Annotated in this window: 26 protein-coding genes; 16 read left to right on the top strand and 10 right to left on the bottom strand. The window is 72.7% G+C overall.

Features of this window, described 5'->3' with window-relative positions; translation table 11 throughout:
• Positions 1-42: 42 nt before the first annotated feature.
• Positions 43-1,605: a long-chain-fatty-acid--CoA ligase gene (locus LY13_RS06565; RefSeq protein WP_372493785.1), complete on the bottom strand. Its 1,563-nt coding sequence runs from the start codon at positions 1,603-1,605 to the stop codon at positions 43-45.
• A gap of 198 nt (positions 1,606-1,803) precedes the next feature.
• Complete coding sequence (locus tag LY13_RS06560; RefSeq protein ID WP_253827380.1) at positions 1,804-2,520, bottom strand: TetR/AcrR family transcriptional regulator; 717 nt, start codon at positions 2,518-2,520, stop codon at positions 1,804-1,806.
• Between the two features lie 106 nt (positions 2,521-2,626).
• Between LY13_RS06560 and LY13_RS06555 the strand changes: the two genes are divergently transcribed.
• The 8 genes from LY13_RS06555 to LY13_RS06520 all read left to right on the top strand — a co-directional run bounded on the left by LY13_RS06555 (position 2,627) and on the right by LY13_RS06520 (position 11,449).
• On the top strand, positions 2,627-4,165 hold the full coding sequence (locus tag LY13_RS06555) for an acyl-CoA synthetase (protein ID WP_253827379.1): 1,539 nt from the start codon (positions 2,627-2,629) through the stop codon (positions 4,163-4,165).
• 9 nt (positions 4,166-4,174) lie between these two features.
• Positions 4,175-5,419 carry an acyl-CoA dehydrogenase family protein gene (locus LY13_RS06550; RefSeq protein ID WP_253827378.1) on the top strand — a complete coding sequence of 415 codons (1,245 nt, stop codon included), beginning with the start codon at positions 4,175-4,177 and terminating at the stop codon, positions 5,417-5,419.
• Between the two features lie 8 nt (positions 5,420-5,427).
• Entirely contained in the window at positions 5,428-6,522 is a 1,095-nt protein-coding gene (locus LY13_RS06545; RefSeq protein WP_253827377.1) for an acyl-CoA dehydrogenase family protein, read from the top strand.
• Positions 6,523-6,610: 88 nt separating this feature from the next.
• Positions 6,611-7,393 carry an enoyl-CoA hydratase/isomerase family protein gene (locus tag LY13_RS06540; RefSeq protein ID WP_253827376.1) on the top strand — a complete coding sequence of 261 codons (783 nt, stop codon included), beginning with the start codon at positions 6,611-6,613 and terminating at the stop codon, positions 7,391-7,393.
• A 2-nt stretch (positions 7,394-7,395) separates the two neighbouring features.
• Positions 7,396-8,241 carry a crotonase/enoyl-CoA hydratase family protein gene (locus LY13_RS06535; protein WP_253827586.1) on the top strand — a complete coding sequence of 282 codons (846 nt, stop codon included), beginning with the start codon at positions 7,396-7,398 and terminating at the stop codon, positions 8,239-8,241.
• Positions 8,242-8,342: 101 nt separating this feature from the next.
• On the top strand, positions 8,343-9,602 hold the full coding sequence (locus LY13_RS06530; protein ID WP_253827375.1) for an acyl-CoA dehydrogenase family protein: 1,260 nt from the start codon (positions 8,343-8,345) through the stop codon (positions 9,600-9,602).
• Complete coding sequence (locus tag LY13_RS06525) at positions 9,599-10,978, top strand: phosphotransferase family protein (RefSeq protein WP_253827374.1); 1,380 nt, start codon at positions 9,599-9,601, stop codon at positions 10,976-10,978. The genes LY13_RS06530 and LY13_RS06525 overlap by 4 nt, the downstream gene beginning before the upstream one ends.
• Positions 10,979-11,050: 72 nt before the next feature.
• A complete protein-coding gene (locus LY13_RS06520) occupies positions 11,051-11,449 on the top strand; it encodes a ChaB family protein (protein WP_253827373.1) in 399 nt (132 codons plus the stop codon).
• A 34-nt stretch (positions 11,450-11,483) separates the two neighbouring features.
• Here the strand turns inward: LY13_RS06520 and ligD are convergent, their stop codons facing one another.
• The 4 genes from ligD to LY13_RS06500 form a co-directional block, all read right to left on the bottom strand.
• Positions 11,484-12,515, bottom strand: a complete 1,032-nt coding sequence (gene ligD / locus LY13_RS06515; protein ID WP_253827372.1) for a non-homologous end-joining DNA ligase — start codon at positions 12,513-12,515, stop codon at positions 11,484-11,486.
• Positions 12,512-13,597: an ATP-dependent DNA ligase gene (locus LY13_RS06510; RefSeq protein WP_253827371.1), complete on the bottom strand. Its 1,086-nt coding sequence runs from the start codon at positions 13,595-13,597 to the stop codon at positions 12,512-12,514. The genes ligD and LY13_RS06510 overlap by 4 nt, the downstream gene beginning before the upstream one ends.
• Before the next feature lie 180 nt (positions 13,598-13,777).
• Positions 13,778-14,842, bottom strand: coding sequence for a sigma-70 family RNA polymerase sigma factor (locus LY13_RS06505; protein WP_253827370.1), 1,065 nt, complete (start codon positions 14,840-14,842; stop codon positions 13,778-13,780).
• Positions 14,843-14,876: 34 nt separating this feature from the next.
• On the bottom strand, positions 14,877-15,824 hold the full coding sequence (locus LY13_RS06500; RefSeq protein ID WP_253827585.1) for a GlxA family transcriptional regulator: 948 nt from the start codon (positions 15,822-15,824) through the stop codon (positions 14,877-14,879).
• A gap of 272 nt (positions 15,825-16,096) precedes the next feature.
• Between LY13_RS06500 and LY13_RS06495 the strand changes: the two genes are divergently transcribed.
• Together LY13_RS06495 and LY13_RS06490 are read left to right on the top strand one after the other, a co-directional pair.
• Positions 16,097-16,261, top strand: a complete 165-nt coding sequence (locus LY13_RS06495; RefSeq protein WP_253827369.1) for a hypothetical protein — start codon at positions 16,097-16,099, stop codon at positions 16,259-16,261.
• Positions 16,262-16,324: 63 nt separating this feature from the next.
• Entirely contained in the window at positions 16,325-17,092 is a 768-nt protein-coding gene (locus tag LY13_RS06490; protein ID WP_253827367.1) for an NAD(P)H-dependent oxidoreductase, read from the top strand.
• A gap of 72 nt (positions 17,093-17,164) precedes the next feature.
• Here the strand turns inward: LY13_RS06490 and LY13_RS06485 are convergent, their stop codons facing one another.
• Positions 17,165-17,389: a hypothetical protein gene (locus LY13_RS06485; protein WP_253827366.1), complete on the bottom strand. Its 225-nt coding sequence runs from the start codon at positions 17,387-17,389 to the stop codon at positions 17,165-17,167.
• 83 nt (positions 17,390-17,472) lie between these two features.
• Here LY13_RS06485 and LY13_RS06480 point away from each other — a divergent pair, with 83 nt between their 5' ends.
• From LY13_RS06480 to LY13_RS06470, 3 genes are all read left to right on the top strand, one after another.
• Complete coding sequence (locus LY13_RS06480) at positions 17,473-18,969, top strand: aminotransferase-like domain-containing protein (protein ID WP_253827365.1); 1,497 nt, start codon at positions 17,473-17,475, stop codon at positions 18,967-18,969.
• 234 nt (positions 18,970-19,203) lie between these two features.
• Complete coding sequence (locus LY13_RS06475; protein ID WP_301298595.1) at positions 19,204-20,262, top strand: MBL fold metallo-hydrolase; 1,059 nt, start codon at positions 19,204-19,206, stop codon at positions 20,260-20,262.
• A 289-nt stretch (positions 20,263-20,551) separates the two neighbouring features.
• Positions 20,552-21,037, top strand: a complete 486-nt coding sequence (locus LY13_RS06470) for a PH domain-containing protein (RefSeq protein ID WP_253827583.1) — start codon at positions 20,552-20,554, stop codon at positions 21,035-21,037.
• A 21-nt stretch (positions 21,038-21,058) separates the two neighbouring features.
• Here the strand turns inward: LY13_RS06470 and LY13_RS06465 are convergent, their stop codons facing one another.
• Positions 21,059-21,325, bottom strand: coding sequence for a hypothetical protein (locus LY13_RS06465; RefSeq protein WP_253827364.1), 267 nt, complete (start codon positions 21,323-21,325; stop codon positions 21,059-21,061).
• Positions 21,322-21,774 carry a MarR family winged helix-turn-helix transcriptional regulator gene (locus LY13_RS06460; protein WP_253827363.1) on the bottom strand — a complete coding sequence of 151 codons (453 nt, stop codon included), beginning with the start codon at positions 21,772-21,774 and terminating at the stop codon, positions 21,322-21,324. The genes LY13_RS06465 and LY13_RS06460 overlap by 4 nt, the downstream gene beginning before the upstream one ends.
• Before the next feature lie 115 nt (positions 21,775-21,889).
• Between LY13_RS06460 and LY13_RS06455 the strand changes: the two genes are divergently transcribed.
• The 3 genes from LY13_RS06455 to LY13_RS06445 all read left to right on the top strand — a co-directional run bounded on the left by LY13_RS06455 (position 21,890) and on the right by LY13_RS06445 (position 25,532).
• Positions 21,890-23,389 carry a PH domain-containing protein gene (locus tag LY13_RS06455; RefSeq protein ID WP_253827362.1) on the top strand — a complete coding sequence of 500 codons (1,500 nt, stop codon included), beginning with the start codon at positions 21,890-21,892 and terminating at the stop codon, positions 23,387-23,389.
• Between the two features lie 71 nt (positions 23,390-23,460).
• Positions 23,461-24,501 (top strand): aminotransferase class V-fold PLP-dependent enzyme, encoded by a 1,041-nt coding sequence (locus LY13_RS06450; RefSeq protein ID WP_253827361.1) that lies wholly within the window; start codon positions 23,461-23,463, stop codon positions 24,499-24,501.
• Positions 24,502-24,992: 491 nt separating this feature from the next.
• Positions 24,993-25,532, top strand: a complete 540-nt coding sequence (locus LY13_RS06445) for a hypothetical protein (protein WP_253827360.1) — start codon at positions 24,993-24,995, stop codon at positions 25,530-25,532.
• Here the strand turns inward: LY13_RS06445 and LY13_RS06440 are convergent.
• Positions 25,515-26,438, bottom strand: a complete 924-nt coding sequence (locus LY13_RS06440) for a ferritin-like domain-containing protein (protein WP_253827359.1) — start codon at positions 26,436-26,438, stop codon at positions 25,515-25,517. The two genes, LY13_RS06445 and LY13_RS06440, sit on opposite strands and share 18 nt — an antisense overlap.
• Positions 26,439-26,533 lie beyond the last annotated feature (95 nt).

Below are 26,533 nucleotides of genomic sequence, written 5' to 3'. Positions count from 1 at the left end.
AGGTGCGTCACACGGCCCAGTCTTCCAGAACGTGAGGCCCGTTCACACCGACTCGATCGGCAGGGCCCCGGAGTCGCGGTCGGCACGCAGCGTCGTCTTGAGCACCTTGCCGCTGGGATTGCGCGGCAACGCGGGCACGACCGCCAGCTTCCGCGGCCGCTTGTAGCGGGCCAGTCGCTGCGTGCACCACTCCTCGAGCTCGGCCGCCGTCGGCGGGTCGCCGTCCTCACGCGGGGCCAGCACCGCGAGGGGCGTCTCGCCCCACGTCTCGTCGGCCATACCGATCAACGCGACCTCGGCGATCTTCGGGTGGCCGGAGAGCACGTCCTCGACCTCGGCGCAGTAGATGTTCTCCCCACCGGAGATGATCATGTCCTTCTTGCGGTCGACGACGTAGAAGTAGCCGTCCTCGTCCTCGCGGACCAGATCACCGGAGTGGAACCAGCCGCCGCGGAACACCTCCGCGGTCTCGGCGGGCTTGTTCCAGTACTCCTTCATCACCATCGGGCTGCGGTACACGATCTCGCCGACCTCGCCGCGGGGCACGTCGTTCATGTCGTCGTCCACCACACGGACCTCGACGTTCAGCATCGGCGTGCCCACCGAACCGATCTTGCGCAGCGAGTCCTCGCCGCGCAGCAGCGTCGTGATCGGACTGCACTCGGTCTGCCCGAACGCCGTCGACAGCTCCGCCTGCGGGAACTTCTCCATGATGGTGCGCAGCAGCGTCGTCGAGGCGGGAGCCGCGCCCCAGGAGATCTTCTTCAGGCACGACAGGTCGCGCCGGTCGATGTCCGGCACCGAGACGATCGCCTGCCATTGCGCGGGAACCAGGAACACCGACGACACGCGTTCGCGCTCGAACGTGTCCAGCATCGCCACCGGGTCGAATCGCCCCGACGGGGACAGCACGGTGCGCCCGCCCATCAGCAGGGTCGGCAGCAGCCCGGACATGCCCGCGATGTGGAACAGGGGAGCGGCGGCCATCCACACCCGGTCCTCGCCGGTGATGCCGATCGTCGCCATGTTGCTGAAAGCGTGCATGACGAGGTTGAAGTGCGTCAGCACCGCGCCTTTCGGCTTCCCCGTCGTGCCGGAGGTGTACATGATGAACGCCGGGTCGTGCTCGTCGACGCGCAGCTCGTCGAACTCGGGCGACGCGGCGGCCAGCGCCTGTTCGTAGTCGACCGAACCCGGCACGGCTCCGTCGGCGCCGTCGCCGTGGACGAGGCACACCGGCGGATCGGCGAGGTCGCTCGCCGCCTGCGCGTACGTCTCGGCGAGGGGCGCGTGCACCACGGCGGCCGCGGCGCCGCTGTCGCCGAGGACGTAGGCGATCTCCCCGGCCGCGAGGCGGAAGTTGACGGGTACGCAGATGGCGCCGAGACGGGTGGAGGCGAAGAACGCCTCGATCACCTCGAGCGTGTTCAGTCCCAGCACGGCGATCCGGTCGCCCTGCCCGACGCCGCGGTTGCGCAGGGCGTTGGCGAGTCGGCTCACCCGCGCGTCGAGCTCACGGTAGGTGCGCACCGTGCCTTCGAAGACGAACGCGGGCTCGTCCCCGATCGTGCGGGCGTGCCGGGCGAGCTGGTCGCCCATCGTCATGCCCCGCCCGAGCATGCGGGGAATCTCGGGGGCAGGGCGGGAATCCGGGGTGACAGCAGACGGTGCGGACATCGTTGACCTCGCCATCCTGGGTGGGTCGCCGTCGTCGACGGCGACCGGCGGTGCGTGACGGTGACACGTGCGACCGGCGCCATCGTCGCCCGGCGCGGCGGTCGTGGTCAAGGCGACGGTTAATCGCTATTCGCCGTACAGGAGTGTCCGGGCGGTCGATTTCCAGACGGCGATGTGACGATCGGTCATGGGATTCCGCGCTTCGAAGGCGTACGGGAGTGCCGCGCCTCGCATGCTGGTGAACAACAGTTCGCGCAACTCGTCGTAACGCGGATGCTCGCGGACCGACGGACTCCAGATGCGATCGGTCACGGCGCGGATCGACTCGCGCAGCTGCCGTTCGGCCGGGCGCAACGCGCTCGCGAGCGCCTCGTTGGTGCGCGCGGCCGTCCACAGTTCCACCGCGGCCCAGAAATGCGGCTCGTGGAACGTCGCCCAGAGCAGTTCGATGCACCGGTCCACCCGTTCGGGGCCGTCGGGATGCCCGGACAGCGCGTCGGACACGCGAATCTCGGTCTCGCTGAGGCGCCGCCCGGCGAGGTGCTGCACCGCGGCGACGAGCAACCCGTCCCGTGAGGGGAAGTGGTGCAGCAGTCGGCCGCGGGACACGCCCGCCTTGGCCTGGATCGCGAGCGTCGACGCGCCCGCGTAGCCACTGTCGACGAGACAGTCGACGGCGGCGTCGAGGATCAGTTCACGGCTGCCCGCACTGCGTTCCTCCCGGCTCCGCGGTTCCCCGGAGGCGGGTGGGGCCGTCAGCGATCGTGTGCCGGGGCCGGAGGCCGCGGCGGGCGGCGGCGTGCCGGTCGTCCCTCCGTCCGGAGGGCGGGCGCGGTCGGTCATGTCCGCAGCGTAAGCCCGGCCGGCGGTCGCCGAACAGTCGGCATTGACTGTTCGTGGACGGGCAGGGCAGGCTCACGGCAACGTCTCGGTTCAAGGAGGAGCCGTCATGTATCCGGGTACCTTCGCCGCCACCCAACCGGACAAGCCCGCCGTGATCATGGCGGGTTCCGGTGAACGGCTGACCTATGCCGAACTCGAGGAGCGCTCGGTCCGGCTGGCGAACGCCTTGCGCGGGGCCGGATTCCGCAGCGGCGACACCGTGGCCCTGCTCAGTGACAACTCGCTGCGCGCCTACGAGGTGTACTGGGCCGCCGTGCGCTCCGGTCTGTACATCACCGCGGTCAACAGCCACCTCACCGCCGACGAGATCGCCTACATCGTCACCGACTCCGAAGCCAAGGCCCTGATCGTGTCCGCCCCGCTGGGAGAACTCGTCACGCGGGTCGCCGAGCGGGTCGACGTCCCGCTGCGGCTGGCCTACGGCGGCGTCGCGGCGGGATACGACGACTACGACGCCACGCTGGCGGCCGCCTCGCCCGAACGGCCCGCGGACCAGCCTGCGGGTGCCGACATGCTGTACTCCTCCGGCACGACGGGCAGACCGAAGGGCATCAAGGTCACGCTGCCCGAGCGGCAGATCGACGAGCCCGGCAATCCGCTGCTGCCGTTGGTGCAGCTGATGTACGGCTTCGACGACACGATCACGTACCTCTCACCCGCGCCGGTCTACCACGCGGCGCCGCTGCGGTACGGCGCATGCGTGCACGCGGTCGGCGGGACGCTCGTGATGATGGAGAAGTTCGAGCCCGAGGCCGCGCTGCGCGCCGTCGAGCGCTACGGCGTCACCCACAGCCAGTGGGTGCCGACGATGTTCGTGCGGATGCTCAAGCTCCCCGACGAGACCCGCGGCCGCTACGACCTGTCCAGCCACCGGGTCGCGATCCACGCGGCGGCGCCGTGCCCGGTCGAGGTCAAGCAGGCGATGATCGAGTGGTGGGGGCCGATCCTCTACGAGTACTACGCCTCGACCGAAGGTGCCGGGATCACCTTCATCTCCCCGCAGGAGTGGCTCGAGCGCCCGGGATCCGTCGGTCGTGCGGGACTCGGCGTCGTGCGCATCTGCGACGACGAGGGCACCGAACTGCCCGCGGGGGAGATCGGCACCGTCTACTTCGAACGCGACGAGGTGTCGTTCACGTACCACAACGAACCGGACAAGACCCGCGAGTCCCAGCATCCCGAGCATCCCACCTGGGCGACCAGCGGTGACGTCGGCTACGTCGACTCCGAGGGCTATCTGTACCTCACGGACCGCAAGGCCTTCATGATCATCTCCGGCGGCGTCAACATCTACCCGCAGGAGGTGGAGGACGTGCTCACGTTGCATCCGGCCGTCTACGACGTGGCCGTCATCGGCGTCCCGGACGACGAGATGGGCGAGCAGGTGAAGGCCGTCGTCCAACCGGCATCGACAGTGGACGCGGGCCCGGAGCTCGCCGACGAGCTGCTCGCCTACGTCCGGGACCGGATCGCGCACTACAAGGCCCCGCAGTCGGTCGACTTCATCGACGAGCTTCCCCGCACGCCCACCGGAAAACTGGTCAAGCACAAGCTCACGGCGCGTTATGCCGTCGCCGCGGGGTGAAGGAGGGCGATGACGAGGGAGCTCCGGGCCACGGGCCCCCGAACGGACGGGTTTCGCCGGCGGGTCCGCGATTGGCTGGCCGAGCACGCGCCTTCCGGGGACGACCGCGTCCCGGAGGCGAGCGAGAGCGCGCCGACCGAGGAGCAGCTCGCCGCGGCCCGGCGGTTCCAGGCGGCGCTGTACGACGCGGGCCTGGCGGGGATCACCTGGCCCGTCGAGTACGGCGGCCAGGGGCTGTCCGCCGCCGAGCAGCAGGTCTTCCACGAGGAGGCGGCCGGCTACGACCTGCCGACCGGTGTGTTCCTGATCAGCATGGGCATGTGCGGCCCGACCCTGGTGGATCTCGGGACCCACGAGCAGAAGACGCGGTACCTGCCGCCGTTGCTTCGTGGCGAGGAGATCTGGTGCCAGCTGTTCTCCGAGCCCGGTGCGGGGTCGGACGTCGCGAGCCTGCAGACGCGCGCCGTGCGGGACGGTGACTCCTGGGTCGTCAACGGCCAGAAGGTGTGGACCTCGGGTGCGCAGTACGCCGACTTCGGTGCGCTGCTGGCCCGCACCGATCCGGACGTCGTCAAGCACAGGGGGCTGACGATGTTCGTCGTCGACATGCGTGCCCCCGGCGTGACCGTACGGCCGTTGCAGGACATGACCGGCGCGGCGCCGTTCAACGAGGTGTACTTCGACGACGTGCGGATCCCGGCCGACGCGGTGATCGGCGAGGTCGACGCGGGCTGGTCGGCCGCGGTGACGATGCTGGGGCACGAGCGCGTGTCCATCGGCGGCGCCGTTCGCCGCCGGTACGACCCCATGACGTTCGCCAACCTGCGCGAGGCCGCCCGCGCACGGGGCGTGGCCGACGATCCGGTCGTGCGCGCGGAACTGGCCGAGTTGTACGCGGCCGAACGGAAGCTGGCGCTGTTCAACTCCCGGCTCCGGCAGCAGAGCGACGCAGGCATCGCGCCGGGTGCGCGCGGGTCGGTGGCGAAGCTTGCCGGCGCGCAGCTGCTGTGGCAGGCGGTGCGGGTGGCGGGACTCGTGGTGGGTCCCCGCGCGATCGCCTGGGACCCCACCGACGCGTCGGGTGACGAGCTGGCGCTGGCGATCAACGCGACGCCCGCGTCCAGCATCGCCGGCGGCACGAACCAGATCCAGCGCGGCATCCTCGGCGACCGCGTGCTCGGACTGCCGAAGGAACCCCGGGTCGACCGCGACGTGCCGTTCCGGGAGCTGCGCGTCGGCACCCAGGCGAGGTGAATCGGGAGATGCGACTGCTGCTCGACGAGGAACAGACCAGACTGGCCGAGAGCGTGCGCGCCCTGCTCGCCGACCACTGCCCACCGCAGCGGGTCCGCGAGGTCATGGCCGACGACGGCCCGGGTATCGACCGCCGGCTGTGGACACGGTTGGCGGAACTCGGCGTGACCGGGCTGCTCACACCCGACCGGCTCGGCGGGTCGGAGGCCGGCCACGTCGAACGCTGTGTCGTGCTGGCCGAACTGGGTGCGGCGCTGGCACCGGTGCCGTACCTGTCGTCGGCCGTGCTCGCGACCGACGTCGTGCTGGCGCTCGGGGACGACACCCTGGCCGAGGAGCTGCTGCCGGGGATCGCCGCGGGACGGCAGACCGCCGCGGTGGCCGTGGCGGACCCGGGCGGCCGGTGGGGCTCGGCGGCCGAGAGCGTGCGAGCGACGCGGGACGGTGACCACTGGCGGCTCGTCGGTGAGGCGGCGTTCGTGGTCGACGGCGGCACCGCCGATCACGTTCTGGTCCACACCGACCACGGCTGGTTCGTCGTCGACGGTGGTGCGGTGTCGTGGCGGCCGTCGCGGACGCTCGACCCGACCCGGCGGATGGCGCGGGCCGAGTTCGCCGGGACGTCGGCGCGGCAGGTGCCGTGTGACGACCCCGCCGCGGTGCTGGAAGCGGTGTGGCAACGCGCGGCCGTGGCGCTCGCCGCGGAACAGCTCGGCGGCATGCGGCGGGTACTCGACGACACGGTCGACCACGCGACGGTGCGCGTGCAGTTCGGCAGGCCCATCGGGTCCCAGCAGGCCGTCAAGCACGCCTGCGCCGACTTGTACGCCTCGTGCGAGCAGGCCGAGGCGGTGCTGTGGCACGCGGCGTGGACGGCCGACCACGACCCGGCCGCGTTGCCGGAGGCCGCGGCCTTGGCGCAGGTCGTGCTCGGCCCCGCCGCGTTCGACACCGCGGCCTCCGGGCTGCAACTGCACGGCGGCATCGGCTACACCTGGGAACACGACGCGCACCTGTACTACAAGCGCGCCAAGACCTCCGAACTGCTGCTGGGCACACCCGCCGAGCACCGCGCGCGGCTGGCGGACGCACTGTCCCTCTGAGACCCCACCGGCGGCGGCGTGGCCGCGGCCGGGCAGGCGGAGCGGCAACCGGGCCGCACCGCCCGACCCGAGTACCGGAAGGAAATCCGTGGACGAACCGACCGTACTGGTGTCCCACAGCGACGCCGTCACGACGATCACGCTCAACCGCCCGCACCGCAAGAACGCGATCGACACGGGCACGTGGCCGCTGCTGGCCGAACGGCTCCGGGAGGCCGACGCCGACGAGCGCACCCGGGCCATCGTGCTCACCGGCGCAGACGGCGACTTCTGCGCGGGCGCCGACCTGTCCGTGGAGTCGGGGCTGCATCCGCTGCGGCGCATGCACCTGGTCAACCGCACGGCCGTCACACTGCACGAGCTGGAGACGCCGACGATCGCGAAGGTCGACGGCGTCGCCGTCGGCGCGGGCTGGAACCTGGCCCTCGGCTGTGACCTGGTCGCGGCCTCCGACCGGGCACGATTCAGTCAGATCTTCGCCAAGCGCGGCCTGTCCCTCGACTTCGGAGGGTCGTGGCTGTTGCCCAAACTCGTCGGGCTGCAACAGGCGAAACGCATCGCGCTGCTGGCCGATTTCGTCGGCGCGGAGGAGGCCGAGCGGCTCGGACTGGTCACGTGGGTGAAGCCTGCGGCAGAACTCGACGCGTTCGTGGACGACACGGCGGCCGCGCTCGCCGCGGGACCGCCGGTCGCGCTCGCCCAGACGAAGGCGCTGCTCAACGAGGGCGTCGACGCGACGCTCCGCGAGGCGCTGGAGAGCGAGGCCCGGGCGCAGGCCGTCAACTTCGGCACGACCGACGCGCGGGCGGCGTTCGAGGCGTTCCGGAACAAGACCGAACCCGAGTTCACCGGTGAGTGGGGAGGCCCGTGACGATGGGTGACGCGCCGACGGTCCGGGGAGGCGCGCGGCACGACACGGGCGAACGGGTGTCGTGCACCGTCCGCGCCGGCATCGCCGACGTCCGCCTCGACCGGCCCGACAAACGCAACGCGCTCGATCCCGCGATGTTCACCGGCCTCGTGCGGGTGGGTGAGCAGCTGCGCGGCGACTCGTCGGTTCGCGCCGTCGTGCTGTCGGGCAACGGCCGGTCGTTCTGCGCGGGACTCGACGTCGCGGCGTTCGACGAGATGGTCACCGGTGAGCACGCCCTGCCGGAGGGACCCGGTCCCGCAGCCGGACCGGCACGGGCGCTCGGCCAGCGGGCGGCCCACGTGTGGACGGAGTTGCCCGTGCCGGTGATCGCCGCGCTGCACGGGCACGCCTACGGCGGCGGACTGCAGATCGCGCTCGGCGCCGACATCCGGCTGGCCGCCCCGGACGCGCGGCTGTCGGTCAGGGAGATCGCCTGGGGACTCGTACCCGACATGACCGGCACCCAGGTGCTGCCGGAACTCGTCGGCCGCGACGTCGCGATGGAGCTGACGCTCACCGGCCGCGTCGTCGACGCCGCGGAGGCCGACCGGCTCGGCCTGGTCACCCGCACCGAGGACGATCCGCTCACCGCGGCACTGGCACTCGCCGAGGACGTTGCCGGGAAGAACCCCGACGCCGTCCGGGACGCCAAGCGGCTGCTGAACCTGGCGGGCCGCACCGGCCTCGCCGAGGGCTTCGCCGCCGAGCAGACCGCGATCCGGCGTCTCATCGGCAGTCCCAACCAGGTCGAGGCCGTACGCGCCGCGCAGGCCGAGCGTGCGCCCCGGTTCACCGACCCGGCCTGAACGGGCGGCGGGCGGTGCGGGCCCCGTACCGCCCGCCGCGGTCGCCACGGCGGCGCCGTGGATCCCCACCGAGACACCGCACCGAGACACGAAGGAGTGTCATGGATTTCGCGTTGCCCGAGCGGCTGCACCGGCTCCTGGCGGAACTCGACGAGTTCGTCGCCGACGAGATCGCACCCCTGCAGCACAGCGACGACAACGAACGCTTCTTCGACCACCGCCGCGAGTTCGCCCGCACCGACCTGGAGGCGGGCGGGACGCCCAACCCGGAGTGGGAGGAGCTGCTCGCCGAGATGGCCCGCCGCGCCGACCGGGCGGGCTGGCTGCGATACGGCCTGCCGAAGGAGGCGGGCGGCAGCGGCGGGTCCAATCTGGACATGGCCGTGATCAGGGAGCATCTCGCGGCGACCGGGCTGGGGCTGCACAACGACCTGCAGAACGAGTCCTCGGTCGTGGGCAATTTCCCGCTGGTGCACATGCTGCTCGAGTTCGGCACCGACGCGCAGCGGGAGGAGTTCCTCGAGGCCGGTATCACCGGTGAGGCGCGGATCGCGTTCGGCCTGACCGAACCGGGGCACGGCAGCGACGCCACGTGGCTCGAGACGACGGCCGTCCGGGGCGCCGACGGGGGATGGATCCTCAACGGGCAGAAGCGGTTCAACACCGGACTGCACACCGCCACCCACGACGTGATCTTCGCCCGCACGTCCGGTGAGGACGGTTCGGCCCACGGGATCACGGCGTTCATCGTCCCCACCGGCACTCCGGGCTTCGCGGTCGACTTCCACTGGTGGACGTTCAACATGCCCACCGACCACGCCGAGGTGACACTCCGGGACGTGTGGGTGCCCGACGACGCGGTCTTCGGACAGGTCGACGAGGGACTGGCGCTGGCGCAGCACTTCGTGCACGAGAACCGCATCCGGCAGGCAGCCTCCGGGGTGGGCGCGGCCCAGTACTGCATCGACGCCAGCGTCGGCTACGCCAGGGAACGGGTGGCGTTCGGCAGGCCGCTCGCGTCCCGGCAGGCGATCCAGTGGCCGCTCGTCGAACTGCAGACCGACGCCGAACTGGTCCGCACCCTGGTCCACAAGACCGCGTGGGAGCTCGACCGGATGCCCGCGGACGAGATCAGCGACAAGGTGTCGATGTGCAACTACCGGGCGAACCGTCTGGTGTGCGAGGCCGCCGACCGGGCGATGCAGGTGCACGGCGGACTCGGGTACACGCGGCACACACCGTTCGAGCACATCTACCGCCACCACCGGCGGTACCGCATCACCGAGGGGTCGGAGGAGGTGCAGATGCGCAAGGTCGCCGGATACCTGTTCGGCTACGCGGGCCCGCGCAGGCGGGCATGACGCCGGAGGACCTCGCCGCCCGGCTCGCACTCCGGCTCGGCGCGGTGTGGGGCCAGGACGTGGAGGTCGGCGAACCACGGCGGCTGTCGACCGGCGCGAGCCGGGAGACATGGACGTTCGACGCCACCACGTCCGGCGCCGGACCGGTGCGGCTCGTGCTGCGCCGCGACCCGCCGGGGCTGCCGGATCCCGAGACGATGGCGCGGGAGGCCGCCGTGCTGCCCGCGGCCCGGCGGCAGGGCGTTCCGGTGCCCGCGTTGGTCGACCACGGCACCGGGGGCGTTGCGGACGGCGCCGACGGCAGCGGGCTCGGCGCGCCGTACCTGATCACCGAGCACGTCGACGGCGAGACGATTCCCCGGCGGCTGCTGCGCGGCGACGACTACGCGCGGGCGCGGGCCGGGCTGGCCGCCGAGCTGGGCCGGGTGCTGGCGCGGATCCACCGCGTCCCGGCAGGCGAGGTTCCCCGGCTGCCTGCGCCGGACCCGCTGGACTGGCTCACCGAGCACTGCGACGCGCTCGACGAACCGTTGCCGACCGTGGAGATCGCCCTGCGGTGGCTGCACCGGCATCGGCCCGCGCCGGCCGGGGACACGCTGGTGCACGGCGACTTCCGCAACGGCAACCTCATCGTCGGCCCCGACGGCCTCCGCGCGGTGCTGGACTGGGAACTGGTGCACCGCGGCGACCCGATGGAGGACCTCGGCTGGCTGTGCGTGAAGGCGTGGCGGTTCGGCGCGCCCGACCCGGTCGGCGGATTCGGCTCCCGCGCGGAGCTGCTCGACGGGTACGCCGAGGTCGCCGGATTCCGGCCGGACGAGGAGACGCTCCACTGGTGGGAGGTCTACGGCACGGCCAAGTGGGCGGTCATGTGCGGGATGCAGGCCCGGCGCCACCTGACCGGCAGCACCCGATCGGTCGAACTCGCCGCGGTGGGACGCCGGGTGTCCGAACAGGAGCACGACCTGCTGCTCCTCCTCGGCGCCGAGCCCGCCGAACCCGGCCCTCCTGAGTCCGACCGTGCCGAACCCGATCCGGTGGCCCCACCCGCGGCGCCCGACCTGCACGGCAGGCCGACCGCGTCCGAACTCCTGGACGCGGTACGCGAGCATCTCGGCGCCGACGGCGGCTACCACGCCCGGGTGGCCGCGAACGTGCTCGGCATGGTGCAGCGCGAGCTCGCCCTCGGCCTCGCACAGCAGGAGCGCCACGACCGCAGGCTGGCCGCGCTCGGGGTGACCGACTCCCGCGGGCTCGCCGCGGCGCTGCGGCGCGGGGACCTGGACCCGTTCGACGAGACCGTGCTCGACGTCGTCCGCGGGGCCGTCGCCGACCGGCTCGCGGTAGCCAACCCCGGCTACCGCGACCGGCCGTGACGAGTGGTCGCAACGTTTGCTCCGGCGCGGCGCGGGTAGAACTCGGGACGGAGACGGCAAGGAGGTGCGGTGATGCCCGGACGTCAGGAACTTCCCGACACGGTGCGGCGGTCGCCGGAGAAGGCGCAGCGCACGTGGATCAAGGCGCACGATTCGGCCGTCGAGGAGTACGGCGAGGGCCGGCGGGCCCATCAGACGGCGTTCGCCGCGCTGAAGCACAGCTACGAGAAGGTCGGCGACCGGTGGAAACCCAAGAGCGGCAAGGGTCCCTCCGACAAGCAGGCCGACAAGGGCGGCGCGGGCCGGAAACGGCAGTACAAGACCGCGGGCGGCGTCGACGCCAACGCCAGCAAGCAGCATCTCTACGAACGCGCCAAGGAACTGGGCGTGGAAGGCCGTTCGACCATGAACAAGAGCGAGCTGGTCGACGCGCTGGAGAAGGAGAGCGGCCGCCGCACCCGATCCCGGTGACCGGCGACGCGGGGGTCCGGTCCGGCGCGGCGGATCAGGTCTTCTTGGCCCTGCTCGGCGCCACCCGCGGTGGTTCGCCGGGCTGTTTGGGATAGACCGGCGGCCACGGCGCGTCCATCAGGCCCGACGCCAGGTCCCGCCGCGACATCTCCAGCAGTGGTTCGAGCGACTGCGGCCGCTCGCCGACACCGGCCCACGGATCACCGCGGTCGGCCACCATGCCGGGAACGGTCGCGATCGTGAGGTCACGCGGGTCGACGTCGGCCAGTTCGTCCCAGGCGATCGGCGCCGACACCGGGGCGTTCGGCGCGGGACGGACGCACCAGGCACCGAACACGGTCTTGTGCGGTGCGTTCTGGTTGAAGTCGACGAACACGCGCCGGCCGCGCTCCTCCTTCCACCACTGCGCGGTGATCAGCTCCGGGTGGCGGCGTTCCAGCTCGCGCGCGAGGGCGACGGCGGCGGCGCGCACGGCGTAGCTGTCCCACCGCGGTTCGAGGCGCACGTACAGGTGCAGCCCACGCGAGCCCGTCGTCTTGATGACCGGATCGATACCGAGCTCGCCGAGCAGCGTGCGGGTCCGCACGGCCGCCTCGCGCACCTGGGCGAACGTGACGCCGGGGGAGGGGTCGAGGTCGATCCGCAGCTCGTCGGCGACCTCCGGGGCCGCGGCGAGGTACGGCCAGACGTGAAAACCCAGACACCCCAGGTTCACCGCCCACAGCACGTGCGCGAGGTCGGCGGCCACGAGCGCGTCACTGGTCGTACCGTTCGGCGTGGCCACGACGGTCGTGGTGAGCCAGTCCGGCACCGACGCCGGCACGCGTTTCTGGAACCACGATTTCCCGCTCGCGCCGTTGGGGTAGCGCTCCATCAGCAGCGGTCTGCCGCCGAGCGTGGCCAGCAGCGGCTCCGCGACCGACTCGTAGTAGTGCACCAGGTCGAGTTTCGTCTCGCCGCGTTCGGCGAAGAACACCTTTCCCGGACTGGAGATCGTGACCGGCGTGGCCCGCCCGTCCGGCCCCGGGACCTCGACGGTGACGGAGTCCTTCGCCGCCGGGCTCATGCCGGAGCCGCCTCGTCGAACAGGGCCGTCAGTTCGGCGGGCGGCACTTCCTCCAGCTGGGCGTACGTGCAGGAGGCGGGCTCGCGGTCGGGCCGGAACCGCACCAGCCTGCCGCCGTGGCGGAACCGGCCCGCCTGCAGGTGCTCGTACCGCACCTCGGCGACCCGTTCGATCCGCAGCGGCTCCCACGACAGGTCCTTGCCCGCGCTCCACCGGCTCTGCCCACCCGGCATCCGTCCGCCGTGGGCGGCCTGCGCCGCGGGGTCGGCCCAGTCGCGCCACGGATGCCCGTCCAGCGCGCCGGACCGGAGCGGCTCCAGCTCGGCGGCCAGTTCGCGCCTGCGTGCCGCGGTGAAGCTGCTGGCCACACCGACGTGGTGCAGCGTGCCCGCCTCGTCGTAGAGGCCCAACAGCAACGAGCCGACGCCCTCGCCGTCCTTGTGCCGGCGGAATCCGGCCACGACACAGTCGGCCGTGCGTTCGTGCTTGACCTTGCGCATGGTGCGCTTGTCCTGCCGGTACGGGTCGTCGGCCGCCTTGACCATGACACCGTCGAAGCCGGCTCCCTCGAACCGGGTGAACCAGTCCTCCGCGACGCCGGCGTCGCCGGTCAGCGGCGTCAGATGCACGCGCGCCCGCGCGGTGTCGAGGATGTCCTCCAATCGCGCGCGACGTGCGGAGAACGGCTCCTCGGTGAGGTCCTCGTCGCCGAGGGCCAGCAGGTCGAACGCCACGAAACCGGCCGGCGTCTCCGTCGCGAGCTTGCGCACCCGGGACGCCGCCGGGTGGAGGCGTTGCTGGAGGGCGTCGAAGTCCAACCCGTCCTCGCCGACGATCACGATCTCGCCGTCGACGACACAGCGCGGCGGCAGCGCCTCGGCGAGCAGGTCGACCAGCTCGGGGAAGTACCGTGTCAACGGCCGGTCGTTGCGGGAACCGAGCTCGACCTCGCCGCCGTCGCGGAACACGATGCACCGGAACCCGTCCCACTTGGGTTCGTAGTACAGGCCGGGTTCGCGGGGGAGCTCACGCACCAGCGTGGCGAGCATCGGCCGGACCGGCGGCATCACGGGCAGCTGCACGCACCGATCGTAGGCCCGCAGGGCCTGTCCGGCACGGTGATTCGCCGTTCGGCTTGCGGGACCGTCGATCGCCCGGAGGTGTTCGCCGGGCTCGTGGTGCTCGACCCGGTGCGCGCGGGCCCGGGGCCGCCGCCTCCGGCGCGGGGTGGACGCCGGAGGCGGGCCGCGGTGAATCGCTCGTCAGCCGGCCCAGGCCAGCAGCGACCCGTGGCTGTCCGAGCGGAGCTGGGACAGGCCGCGCTCCTCGAGCGAGCGGACCCGTTTGCGCGTCAGTCCCAGCCTGCGGGCGATGTCCGGCACGGTGTGCGGATCGCCGTCGGTGAGGCCGTACCGCAGTGCCAGCACCGTCGCCTCCTGGGCGGGCAGTGTCTCGAGTGCGGCGTTGAGCTCGCCGACCATCGACGAGTGCTCGAGCGACTCGCTCACGCCGGGCACCGAGCCCGCCGTGACCAGGTCGCCGAGGGTCAGCTCACCGTCGTCGTCCACCGGGACGTCGAGACTGGCCGTGCTCTGTCCCGCCTGCCTCAGCGCCAGGACGCGCTCGACCGACATGTCAGCGGCCTGCGCCAGTTCCTCCACCGACAGGTTGTGCCGCCCCTGTGCCTCCAGGGTGCGTTGCAACCGGTCGAGCTTGGCGATCTGCTCGGCCGTGTGCATGGGCAGCCGGATGGTGCCGCTGAAGAACGCGTTGCCGCGCTGGATCGCCTGCCGGATCCACCACATGGCGTAGGTGGAGAACTTGAAGCCCTTGGCGTAGTCGAACTTCTCGACCGCGTGGATCAGGCCGAGATTGCCCTCCTGCACGGCGTCGAGGAGGGAGAGGTTGGAGTTGCGGTTCTTGCGCGCAGCCGTGACCACCAGTCGCAGGTTCGCCTGCACCATGTGGTCCTTCGCCGCCTCGCCGTCCCGCACGATCTGCTCCAGGTCACGCCGGTCGGCGGGCAACTCCGTCGACCCGGGCGGCTCCGTGGATCCGGACGGCGTCGTCGGGGTGGCGGCGCCGTGCCGGCTCGTCGAGGTGGCGGCGGTGCCGTCGTGGTCCTCGTGACCGCGGTCGGCCCGGCGGAGCAGTTCCGCGGCGTAGACGCCTGCCTCGATGCGCTTGGCCAGATCGATCTCCTGCTCGGCGGTCAGCAGCGGCGTCCTACCGATCTCGTCGAGGTAGACACGGACCAGGTCGGCGTCTGCCTCGCCGCTGCCCGTTGCGCGCGTGCGGCGGGTCGGGGTCTTGGTGGCTTCTGCCAATCGTTGTCACCTCTTTCCGTTATGACAACGCTTGTCAGTCCTGTGGCATTCCGCCCCGGAACGTGGCGCGGTACACGCCGGGGGAGACGCCGACCACATCACGGAAGTGCGCCCGCAGCGAGGCGCCCGTGCCGAAGCCCACGTCCCCGGCGATCACGTCGACCGGCCGGTCCGTCTCCTCGAGCAGCACCCGGACGCGTTCGACGCGTTGCCGGGTCAGCCACCGGCCGGGGGAGCACCCGGCCTCGGCGCGGAAGCGGCGGGTGAACGTGCGCACGCTCATCGACGAGCGGTCCGCCAGCTCGCGTAACGACACGGGCCGCTCGAGATGTTCCAGCGCCCATTCCCGCGCCGCCGCGGTGGAGGTGCCGCCCGCCTCGGGCACCGGTTGCGCCACGTACTGAGCCTGTCCTCCCTCGCGGTGCGGCGGCACGACCGTCCGCCGGGCCACGTCGGCCGCGACCGCCGCGCCGTGGTCGCGTCGGATCAGATGGAGGCACAGGTCGATACCCGCGGCCTCGCCTGCGGAGGTCAGGACGTCCCCGCCGTCGGTGAACAGCACGTCGGGGTCCAGGTCGAGGTGCGGGAACCGGCTGCGGAAGGCCTCGGCGGACCGCCAATGGGTCGTGGCGCGGCGGCCGTCGAGCAGCCCCGCTGCGGCGAGCACGAACGCGCCGGTGCAGATCGAGGCGATACGGGTGCCGGGCCCGATCCGGGCGAGCGCGGCCGCCAGTGCCGGGCTCAGCGGACCGCCCGTCTCCGGCTGCCCCGGACCCTCCGACGCGGGGACCACCACCGTGCCCGCACCGTCGATCACCTCGGATCCGTGGGAGACGTGGATGGGGAAATCGGCGTCGGTCGGAACCAGGCCCGGTTCGGTCGCGCAGGTCACGACGTCGTACAGCGGGGAACCCGCGCCGGGGCCGGACGGTCGGCGGGCCGAACCGAACAACTGGTGAACGAGGCCGAGTTCGAGCGGCATGACCCCGGGGCGCACGAGCACGGCGACGCGGTGCGGCCGGTCTCGGCGCAGTCCTGCCTCGGGTGACCGGTTCGTCTCGGGTGGCGATTCCGCCTGTCCTGTCATGGCCGGATTCTTTCACATAGTGGCCTTCCGGTCACTTACTTCGATGCTCGATCCGGCGCACCCTGACTCGGGACAGCTACCCGGCGACGATCCGTGAGGAGACACGCGGTGATCACACTTCTGTTCGTGACGAGCCTGGTCCTGGTGTTGGAGGGATCGGGCGGGCGGTGCGCCACCCGGGACTTCCGTTCGACGTGGAGCCGACGTTCGCCCGTCACGTCGTGACCGGCGTGGCGGTCCTCTGGCGCATCGGGTCGGCCGGCGCCGAGGTCCACGACCGGGTCGGCGGCACGGCGACGCGGCGTCCCGGTGTTCCCGGCGATGTGGCCTGATTCTTACGAAGACTGGCTTTCAGCCACTGGACTGCAAAAGTGGACCGGTCGAGGCTGGTGGGCATGAACGTACTGTGGATTCACGCTCATCCCGAACCGCGGTCGCTCGGCGGCATGCTCGCCACCGAGGGCAGGCGTGCGCTGGTGGAGTCCGGCCACGCCGTGACCGTGTCCGACCTGTACGCGATGCGGTGGAACCCCGTGGTGAGCGCGGCCGACTTCGGACACGACCCGGCCTGCCGACTACGGGTGGGACCGGCGTCCCGGCGCGCCTACGACGCGGGTGAACTCAGCGCCGACATCGCGGCCGAACAGGAGAAGCTCCGCTGGGCGGACGCGGTGGTGCTGCAGTTCCCGCTGTGGTGGCTCGGCCCGCCCGCGATCCTCAAGGGCTGGCTGGACCGCGTGCTGGTGCACGGCTTCGGATTCGGGGTCACCGATCCGGCGACGGGCCGTGTCCGCCGCTACGGCGACGGCGAGCTGGCGGGCAAACGTGGTCTCGTGGTGACGACGATCGGCGCCAGGGAGAGCTCGTTCGGTCCCCGCGGCATTCACGGCGATCTCCACGATGTGCTGTTCCCCCTGCACCACGGGGTGTTCTGGTACATGGGCATGGCGGCACTGCCGCCCCTGGCGATCCACGGCGCCGACCGCGCCGACGAGGCCGCCGCGACTCGCGCCGTGGCGCGGCTTCGGCACCGGCTGTCCGGACTCGCCTGTGACGAGCCGCTGCCGTACCGGAGCGAACACGACGGCGGCTACGACGAGAACCTGGTGCTCCGGCCCGAACTCGGCCCCGGCAGGTCCGGACTCGCGGTCCATTACCGGTGAACGCGTCGGGGCGTGCCCGTGGCAGGCCGGATCCCGGGCGGGTCGGCCTGCCACGTCGGGCGACGGCGGAGGTCAGTGCGCGATCGGAGTGCGGTCGGCGCTTCCGGCCGTCCGGTCCATTCGGTCCAGTCGGTCCGCGTTGGCCTGGCCGATGTGCCAGAGGATCACCACGCCGTTCACGACGTGGCGGGCGAACGCCGGCTCCACGTCGAACGGCAGTCCCGGGTAGCGCACCGTCCGCCCGATCCCTGCCAGAACCAGGACCAGGCCCAGTATGAACAGGAGTGTGGTCACCATTGCGTCTCATCTCCTCGCGGGTCGTACTCGATGTGTGTGTCGTGGACTAGAATGCTCCGGATACTGGACTGGAGTAAGTACCAATGGCACGAGAATTGGACCGTTTTTCCCGCGGCGGTGAGCTGGTCGCCGTGCTCGGCGACTGGACTGCCGGTGACGGGCCGCTGTACCGCAAACTCGCGGACGCGGTGGCCCACGCCGTCGACGAGGGTGCGCTGGCGGCCGGACACCGGCTGCCGTCGGAGCGCGAACTGGCCAAACTGCTGGCCGTCAGCCGGGCCACGGTCGTCGCCGCCTACGAGGACCTCGAGGTCCGCGAGCTGCTGGAACGCAAGCAGGGGAGCGGCACGCGGATCAGCGCCGCGGCTCGTGCGGTCCCGGCCGACGGCCGCGTGAGCGGCGGCCGGGCGGCGGCGACGTTCCAGCGGCTCATCGACGGTCCCGGTTCGGTCATCTCGCTCGCCTGCGCCGCCGACGCCGGCGTGCCCGAGGTCGCCGAGGCGCTCGAGGAGGTCGCCCGTTACGACCTGCCCTCGCTGCTCGGCGACCCGGGCTACCAGGTGCGCGGCCTGCCGGCTCTGCGCGAAGCCGTCGCCGACTACTACACCGGCCAGGGGCTGCCCACGGCACCCGACGAAGTGATGATCACGACCGGGGCTCACCAGGCGCTCGTGCTCCTCTCGGAGGTGTACCTGCGCGGCGCGGCGACCGTCGCGGTGGAGGCGCCCAGCTGGCAGCCGTGCCTCGACGTGTTCCGCGACGCGGGCGCCGGCGTCGTGCCGGTCCCGCTCGACGACGAAGGCATCGACGAGCGTCGCCTCGCCGCGGTACTGGCCGAGCACAGGCCGTCGGTGCTGTACGTGATGCCGACCTTCCACAATCCCGCCGGCGTTCTCATGTCGGACCGCAGGCGCCGCCGCGTCGCCGAGCTCGCCGCGCGGTACGACGTCGCCGTCATCGAGGACAACGCCTACGCGGGCTGCGCCCTCGCCCGCGACGACGCGCCCGAGATCCCGGCGCCGCTGTCGGCGTACCTGCCCGCGGGTGCCGAATCGGTCGTCGTGGAGTCGCTGAAGGCGGTGTGGGGCGGCCTGCGGATCGGCTGGATCCGCGGACCGCGTGGCCTGCTGCAGCGATGCGCCCGCCGAAAGGCGCTCGCCGACCTGGGCGGCCCGCTCATCGAACAGGCCGTCGCGGCCCGTCTCTTCCCGCGGCTGCCCGAGATCGTCAAGACCGGGTCGGTCGAACGTGCCGAGCGGTGCGACCAGGCGGAACGGCTGATTGCCGAGCACCTGCCCGGCTGGACCTGGCGCACGCCGGACGGCGGGTCGTCGCTGTGGCTCGCGCTACCGGAACGCGACGCCGACGTGTTCGCCCAGATCGCTCTCCGCCACGGCGTCGAGGTCATCCCGGGGTCGACGATGGACCCCACCGGTGCGCACGACAACTACCTGCGACTGCCGTTCATGCAGGAGCCGCAGGTGCTCGACGAGCTCGTGCGCCGCCTCGCCGACGCGTGGGGCGACCTGGTGCGCCACGGCCCGGGCGAGGAGGAACCCCGCGCCCGCACCATCGTGTGAGCCCGGACGCCGCCGCAGTTCGGACGCTGCCGCCGTTCGGACGCTGCGACAGGGTGCGACGGGCCCGTGTCGGGCGGCCGCCGGGGACGCAGGGAACTGCGGGGCGAGCCGCGACGTTGCACGGGAGCATCGGCCGGGCACCCTCGTCCCGGCCGGTGCTCCGAACGCGCCTGCCGCCCCGACAGCCGCCCGCCGCCTCCGAGGAGCCGCCCGGTGCCGAGAATCGCCCGTCCGATGGTGTCCGCACTCGCCGCCGGTCTGACCGCCGTCGCCGCCGACGTCCTCGTCGCGGTCGGCGGTAGGCCCGGTCGCTATCCCGGGTCGCCGCAGTTCCGCGACGGTGCGTTCCGCAACCCCGAACCGGTGCAGTGGGTGCCGCAGGGCAGCGTGCGTGAGGCGGTCGGGGACATGATCCGCGGCCGCGGGAGGCGGCGCCCCGCGGGAGCCGTGCCGCGGAACCGGCTCTCCGGTCCCGCACCGGAGGACGGGCTCCACGTGACGTGGTTCGGCCACGCCTCGACGCTCGTCGAACTCGACGGCGCGCGCGTGCTCGTCGATCCCATGTGGAGCGACCGGGCCTCGCCGTCGCGGTGGTTCGGCCCGCGGAGGCTGTTCGCACCGCCGCAGCCGCTGGCCGAGCTGCCCGAGCCCGACGTGGTTCTCATCTCGCACGACCACTACGACCACCTCGACATGCGCACCGTCGGCGAGCTCGCGCGACGGACCACCGCGCTGTTCGTCGTGCCGCTCGGCGTCGGGGCCCACCTGCGCCGCTGGGGTGTGCCGGCCCACCGGATCACCGAACTCGACTGGCACGACGAGACGCGCTCGGCGGGCCTGCGGATCATTGCCACACCCGGCCTGCACTTCTCGGGACGCGCCTTCTCCCGCAACAACACCCTGTGGGCGTCGTGGGTGCTCGCGGGGAAACGGCACAGGGTGTTCTACAGCGGCGACACCGGTTACTTCGACGGGTTCGGCCGGATCGGCGCGGACCACGGCCCGTTCGACCTGACCCTCGTGCAGCTGGGCGCCTACGCGCCGAGCTGGCCGGACATCCACATGACGCCCGAGCAGGCGGTGGCCGCGCACGTCGACGTCGGCGGCGGACTTCTCGTGCCCGTGCACTGGGGCACGTTCGAACTCGCCCCGCACGGCTGGGCCGAACCCGTCGACTGTGCCCGCAAGGAGGCCGCGGCACGCGGCGTCGCGCTGGTCGTGCCGAAACCGGGGGAGCGCGTCGACGTCGCGTCCCCGCCCGAGCTCGACCCGTGGTGGGAACACCTCGCCTGACCGACGCGCGGGACGTCGTGTTGCGGTTCTGGGGGACCGTGTTGCCGTTCGGGGAGACCGTGTTGCGGTTCTGGGGGACGGTGTTGCGGTTACCGGGGCGGCGTGCGCGAGCAGGACGCGCGGGTGGGGCGATGCTGCTAGCGTCCGGCTCGACAGGCTGTCCAGGGTGTGGAGGCGGGCGATCGTGGGGAATTCCGGCAGCGAGCCGGGGTACGGCGAGCCGGGAGACAGCGAGCCGGGAGACAGCGGGCAGGGAGGCAGCGGGCCGCGAGACAGCGGGCCGGGGCAGCTGCGGTTGCGGCCACCGGTACACCGGGTGCACCGCACGGCCGTGACGTGGTGGCGTGCCCGGATCCTGCTCGCCGGTGCGGCGGCCGTCGCGGTGCCCGCCGTGACGGCATTGCTGCTTCCCGACGTGGTGCGCCCGTGGCTGGTGGTGCCCGCGGTCGGGCTCGCCGTCGTGACCGTGGTGGCCGCCGTGGGAATGCCGCCGTGGTGGTACCGCGTGCATCGCTGGGAGGTCACCGGCGATGCGGTTTACACCCGGACGGGCGCGCTGTGGCAGGAGTGGCGCGTCGCGCCGATGTCGCGCATCCAGACGGTCGACAGCGACCGTGGGCCGCTCGAGCAGTTCTTCGGCCTGGCCACGGTCACCGTGACGACCGCGTCGGCGCGAGGGGCGCTGCGGATCCCCGGTCTGGACCACGCCCTCGCCGCCGAGCTCGTGCACGAGCTCACGGAGACGACCCAGGCGACCCCGGGCGACGCGACGTGACGCTGCGCGCTGCCGGTGGGCTCAGGAGGCCGGCGTGTTCGGTGGCGTGCCGGGGCGGCGCCGTGCGCGCAGTCGATGCACGGAGAGGACGCCGAGGCCCGCACCGACGAGCGCGGTCGCGCCGCCGGCGAATTGCCACTGCGGGGCGGGTGCCTGGACGGGCCGGCAGTCGCCGGTGCACAGGATCGGGTCCACGGTGACGAGGCCGATTCCCTGGGCGAACCAGAAGAGGCCGAGCGCGGTGAGCAGTGCCGCCACCGCGGTAACGATGCGCCATACGACGGTCATGAGGTGCTCCCTTCCTCGCCGATGATCGCGGCGAGCAGTGTCCGGGTGGAGTCGAGCCGGTCGTCGCCGACGGCCGCGGCCCAACGGCGCTCCGTCGACGCGTAGTGCTCCTCGAGCGCAGCGCCGGCGCGCAGGCCCCGTTCGGCCCAGAACACCCGCCGTGACCGTTGATCGGCCGGGTCGGGTTCGCGCCGGACGTATCCCATGTCCTCCAGCTCGGCCAGGGTCTGGCCGATCGCCTGCGGGGTCACGCCCGCCAGCCGGGCGAGGTCGGCGGGCCGGTCCCCGTGGCCGGTCAGGTGGCGCAGGACCTGCAGGAAGTGCGTCGGGCGCAGGTCGTCGAACCCGGCCTCGTGGAGACCGCGCATGATGCCGGCCGTCACGGTCTCGAAGGCGAGGCAGATGAGCGCTGGTGCGGGACGGGTGGGCGTGCAACGGTCGTCGGCCATATATGAAAGCTACTTGAGAAAGTTGCTTTATGTCTAGGTCGGGTCGACAGTGCGGCCGTCGTTCGCGACGATCACGCGTGACCGTGACCGACCGCGGCGACACGAAGGGAGCATCGTGCCGACAGCCGATTCCGAGCAGGGGTGGCGCCGACTCGACGCGCGCACCGTCCGGGCGAGCGTGGTCACCGTCGCCGGGATCTGCGTGGCCGCGGGCATGCCGACCGCTCTCGGGATCGCCTCGTCGTCGGTGTTCTGGGCGCTCGTCACGGTGCTGCCCGCCTCGGTCGCCGCCCTGGTCGCCGCGGTGGTCGTCGAGCACGTGCGGCTGCGCAGGACCCGCTATCGCGTGACGGCCGACCGCGTCGAACTCGTCCAGGGCATCGTGGTGCGCAGCCGCAGGTCCGTGTCGCGGGACCGCATCCGCACCGTGGACCTCACCGCGGGGCCACAGGTGCGGATCTTCGGCATCGTCACCGTGAAGATCGACACCGGCGAGGGCGGATCGGCGGGCGGTTCGGTGTCGCTCTACGCCGTGGCACGCGAGGAGGGGGAGCGGTTGCGCGCCGAGCTTCTCGACCGCGGGGGCGGCGCCGGGGAACCCGTCACCGACGGACGGCTCGCCACGTTCGATCCCGGTTGCGTGCGGTACGCACCGTTGTCGATCCTCACGCCCGCGCTCGGTGCGGGCGCCTACGGGGCGGTACTGCAGGTCGCGCAATGGTTCGACCTGCAGGCGGGGGTGATCGGCTGGACGGTCGGCCTGCTGGGCGGACTCGGTCTCGTGGGTGCCCTCGCCGTGGTCGTGGCCGCCGGCGTGGCGATCGGGGTGGTCGGTTCGCTCGCGCTGTTCGTCGAGATGTGGTGGAACTTCCGGCTCGATCGCGAACCCGGCGGCACGCTGCGGGTCCGCCGTGGCCTGGTGACGGTCCGGTCGATCTCGCTCGAGGAGCAGCGCCTCCGTGGGGTCGAGCTCGTCGAACCACTCGGGGTGCGCACGGCGGGCGCGGCGCGGGTCGACGCCGTCGCGACCGGTCTGCGGTCCGGGGGTGACGACAAGGCCGACCGGAAGACCCTGCTCCCCGCCGCACCCCGTGGCGAGGCGCATCGGGTGGCCGCGGCCGTGCTGCGGGAGCGAACCGGCCCGATGCCGGCCGCGCTGACGCCGCATCCGCGGGCCGCACGCGGCAGGCGCATCCGCTGGGCGCTGGCCGGCGCTGCGGTCCCGGTGCTGACGCTGACGGCGCTCGGCGGGCTGCTGTCGTCGGCGGTCCTGCTCCACCTGGCGTGGATCGGCGCGGCGCTCGGCGTGCCGATCGCCCTCGCGCTCGCCGTCGACGCGTACCGCAACCTCGGCCACGGCCTGAGCGGTGACCACCTGGTGGCGCGCCACGGCAGCGTGCGCCGCAGCACCGTCGCCCTCCAACGCCGTGGGGTGATCGGCCTGAACGCCCGTCAGTCGCTCTTCCAGCGCCGCCGCGGGTTGATGACGATCACCGCCACGACCGCAGCGGGGTCCGGTGCGTACTCCGTCCACGACGTCGGCGCCGCCGAGGGCCTCGCCTTCGCGGACGAGGCCGTCCCGGGGCTGTTCGGACCGCTGCTCGAACGCGGGTGACCCGATCGCCGCGACGGGGCCGGGCGCGCGCTCAGTGGGGCGGGGCGCCCGGCGGGAGTAGCGTGCCGATCATGAGCGCTTCCCGCCGACACGCTTTCGGTGCCGCGTTCGACGTTCCCCTGGGATACGTCAACACGCCGAGCATCGGCATCCCGCCCGTCACCGTCGCCGACACCGTCGCGACCGCCGTCGACCGCTGGCGCACGGGCGCGGACGATCCGCCGGACTTCACCGCCGCCGTCGACGCCTCGCGGGTGTCGTTCGCCGACCTGGTGGGCGTTCCGGCCGAACGGGTCGCCGTCGGCGCCACCGTTGCGGGGCTGCTCGCCCCGGTCGCGGCGGGCCTGCCCGACGGTGCGCGGGTTCTCGCCGCGACCGCGGAGTTCACCAGTGTGACGTTCCCGTTCGCCGCGCACGAACACCGCGGCGTGACCGTCGAGACGGTGCCGGTTGCCGAGCTCGCCTCGGCGGTCGACGGGCACGACCTCGTGGTGGTCGCCGTGGTCCAGTCCGCCGACGGCGCGGTCGCCGACCTCGCCGCACTCCGGGCCGCCACCGCCGAGGCCGGGATCCCGGTGGCGCTCGACGTCACGCAGGCGGCCGGGTGGTTGCCGCTCGCACTGGACTGGGCCGACTGGGTCGTCTGCGCGGGCTACAAGTGGCTGTTGAGCCCGCGCGGTGCGGCGTGGCTCGCCGTGCATCCGCGGGCGCTCGACCGCGGCAGGCCCGTGGGCGCGAACTGGTACGCGGGGGAGAATCCGTGGGACACGGTGTACGGCCTGCCGCTGCGGCTGGCCGCCGGGGCGCGGCGATTCGACGCCTCACCGGCGTGGCTGGCGTTCATCGGGGCCGCCGCGGCGCTCGACCACCTCGCCGCGCTCGACCGGGGAGCCGTGCATGCGCACTGCACCGGGCTCGCCGACGCGCTGCGCGGCGAGTTCGGCCTGCCGCCCGCGGGCAGTGCGATCGTGGCCCTCGACACCCGAGCCGACCCGGAACGGCTCGCTCGCGCGGGCCTGCGCGGAAGTATGCGTGCGGGCCGGTTCCGCCTGGGATTCCACCTGTACAACACGTGGCAGGACGTCGATCTGGCGGTTGCGGCCCTCCGCTGACACCGGATCGACTACCGTCACGGGCCGTGCCAGGACAGCAGTCGCAGTTCCCCGGATCGAGTGGACGACAGCCCGGACCGGCGTACGGGCATCACGGACCGCATCCACCGTGGTCCGGGCAGCCGGCCGCGCCCGCAGGCCCTTCGACGCCGTCCGGCCCGGCCGCGCCCGCAGGCCATGCGGGTCCCGCCGGTCGGGTTCCGCACGGCACGCCCGCGCCGGCAGGACAGTCGCCCGCACCCGGACGGCCCGCGATGCAGGGAGGCCCCGCAGCGGCAGCAGGAAGCCCCGCAGCAGGAAGCCCCGCAGCAGGAGGCCCGGCAGTAGGCCCCGTGGCAGGACGCCCCGCAGGGCCAGGAGGCCCGGCGCCGCAGGCGGGAGCAGGACCGTCGGGGCCGCCGTCGTCACCGCCGCCGGGGTCGCCCGACGGCTCCGCCGGTTCCGGGAGGTCGCCGCGGCTGAGGAAGGCGCTGCGCGGGGGCGGTCTCGTCGTGATCGCGCTCGTCTCCGGGCTCGTGTGGTGGCTGATCCGGTACGAGCCCGCCGGTGACGACCCGCCGCCCAGCGCGCAGCAGGAGAATCCGCTGACCAGTGGCGAGTTCGACTACACGCGAGTGGCGGGGCCGGAGATCTCGGCGGGCTGCGCGGCCAACTCCTACGGCGACGTCGTCGGCTGGTTCCGGCAGCACCCCTGCGAACAGGTGCACCGTTCGTTGTACGAAACGCGCTCGCAGGACGCCCGTGCGCTCGTGTCGGTCGTCGTCGTGACGATGCCGGGGCAGACCGGCGCCAAGCAGTTGAAGGTCACGACCGACACCGACGGCACCGGAAACGTCAACGACCTCGTCCGCGACGGCACCGCGAACCTGCCGGGTGCACCGAACGTCGCCACGGGCGAATACGCCTCCCGGGTCGTCGGGAACCGTCTGACGATCGTCGAGACACAGTTCTTCGCCGACACGCCCGGTTCGTCCGACCTGCTGGGCGAGATCGCCCACGACGCGCTGCGCCTGTCAGCCGCGGCCCGGTAGTGGGATGACCGCGGGATTCTCGTCCGCGTCGAGCCGCCAGCTGGTGCCGCGGGTCGCCGAGCCGACGAGGGCCTGCGTGGCGACGTCCCGCAGCCCGGCCACGTCGGTCCGCTCGAGCACGCCGTGCCAGGCGTGGGCCGCGTCGGTCTCGGCGGTGATCACGAGGTGCGTCGCCGAATCCTGATCGGACACCGTCTCCCCGTCGCGGGTGCGGTAGGCGACCTGGGCGTCGCGCGGGGTGGCGCCCGCCCTGCGGAGCAGGGTCTCGCACGCCAGTCTGCGGTCCCGGTGCGCCTCGCGCCCCTCGGTCAGGCCGTTGTCGTAGCTTCCGGGCAGGAAGGCCGTCACGGTGGTGTACACCCACTCCGCGGCGTGTTCCGCCGCGAGGGCCTGCTGGAGCGCCTCGACGGCGGAATCGTCCAGCGGTCCCGCCGACACCCGCCGAAGCGGTCCCGGCTGGCCCCTGCCGAACGCGTCGCCCAACTGCTGTGCGGCGGCGCAGCCCGCGGTCACCGCACCGACCAGGCCCGCGCGGTGGGCGGGCAGCTCGGGCACCAGGCGGGCGGCCTGCTCCCGCGCGTCACCGAGCCGCTGCCCGAGTGCCTCCGCGCTCGCGACCGTGGCGGGTGGGGCCGACGTGGCCGTCGGCCGCGGCCGGTTGAGCCGGTTCACTTCGCGGCGCAGCGCCCCGGCGTGCGTCGAACGGACGGTGGCGACCTGCTCGGCCTCGGGGCCGCCCAGGGCACGGGCGGCGGAGGCGTCGGCCTCCGCGGTCTCGAGCAGCGGTAGGAGCGGGTCCGGGCTGTCGTCGTAGTCCGTACAGCCCGCGACCGCCCCGAGGCCCACTGCCGCCGGGACGGCCAGTGCGGCCGCACGGAGGACGGCACGACGGTTCGGCGGGGTCACGGGTCGACGGAAGGTCACGGAACGTCATCCTGCCAGGCGCTTCGTCCCGGCGGCTCGCGCGTACCCCGCTGGTCGGCGGGCGGCGGCCCCGACAC

It is taken from the genome of Prauserella aidingensis (assembly GCF_024171865.1).
In the GTDB taxonomy this organism is placed as follows: Bacteria; Actinomycetota; Actinomycetes; order Mycobacteriales; family Pseudonocardiaceae; genus Prauserella; species Prauserella aidingensis.
This window is presented reverse-complemented; position numbering and strand designations above follow the sequence as displayed.

Excerpts from the sequence above, each read along its gene's own strand:
- LY13_RS06565 (WP_372493785.1), bottom strand. The coding sequence starts at position 1,605 with ATGACGATGGGCGACCAGCTCGCCCGGCACGCCCGCACGATCGGGGAC.
- LY13_RS06560 (WP_253827380.1), bottom strand. The coding sequence starts at position 2,520 with ATGACCGACCGCGCCCGCCCTCCGGACGGAGGGACGACCGGCACGCCG.
- LY13_RS06555 (WP_253827379.1), top strand. The coding sequence starts at position 2,627 with ATGTATCCGGGTACCTTCGCCGCCACCCAACCGGACAAGCCCGCCGTG.
- LY13_RS06550 (WP_253827378.1), top strand. The coding sequence starts at position 4,175 with ATGACGAGGGAGCTCCGGGCCACGGGCCCCCGAACGGACGGGTTTCGC.
- LY13_RS06545 (WP_253827377.1), top strand. The coding sequence starts at position 5,428 with ATGCGACTGCTGCTCGACGAGGAACAGACCAGACTGGCCGAGAGCGTG.
- LY13_RS06535 (WP_253827586.1), top strand. The coding sequence starts at position 7,396 with ATGGGTGACGCGCCGACGGTCCGGGGAGGCGCGCGGCACGACACGGGC.
- LY13_RS06530 (WP_253827375.1), top strand. The coding sequence starts at position 8,343 with ATGGATTTCGCGTTGCCCGAGCGGCTGCACCGGCTCCTGGCGGAACTC.
- LY13_RS06525 (WP_253827374.1), top strand. The coding sequence starts at position 9,599 with ATGACGCCGGAGGACCTCGCCGCCCGGCTCGCACTCCGGCTCGGCGCG.
- LY13_RS06520 (WP_253827373.1), top strand. The coding sequence starts at position 11,051 with ATGCCCGGACGTCAGGAACTTCCCGACACGGTGCGGCGGTCGCCGGAG.
- ligD (WP_253827372.1), bottom strand. The coding sequence starts at position 12,515 with ATGAGCCCGGCGGCGAAGGACTCCGTCACCGTCGAGGTCCCGGGGCCG.
- LY13_RS06500 (WP_253827585.1), bottom strand. The coding sequence starts at position 15,824 with ATGCCGCTCGAACTCGGCCTCGTTCACCAGTTGTTCGGTTCGGCCCGC.
- LY13_RS06490 (WP_253827367.1), top strand. The coding sequence starts at position 16,325 with ATGAACGTACTGTGGATTCACGCTCATCCCGAACCGCGGTCGCTCGGC.
- LY13_RS06485 (WP_253827366.1), bottom strand. The coding sequence starts at position 17,389 with ATGGTGACCACACTCCTGTTCATACTGGGCCTGGTCCTGGTTCTGGCA.
- LY13_RS06480 (WP_253827365.1), top strand. The coding sequence starts at position 17,473 with ATGGCACGAGAATTGGACCGTTTTTCCCGCGGCGGTGAGCTGGTCGCC.
- LY13_RS06475 (WP_301298595.1), top strand. The coding sequence starts at position 19,204 with ATGGTGTCCGCACTCGCCGCCGGTCTGACCGCCGTCGCCGCCGACGTC.
- LY13_RS06465 (WP_253827364.1), bottom strand. The coding sequence starts at position 21,325 with ATGACCGTCGTATGGCGCATCGTTACCGCGGTGGCGGCACTGCTCACC.
- LY13_RS06460 (WP_253827363.1), bottom strand. The coding sequence starts at position 21,774 with ATGGCCGACGACCGTTGCACGCCCACCCGTCCCGCACCAGCGCTCATC.
- LY13_RS06450 (WP_253827361.1), top strand. The coding sequence starts at position 23,461 with ATGAGCGCTTCCCGCCGACACGCTTTCGGTGCCGCGTTCGACGTTCCC.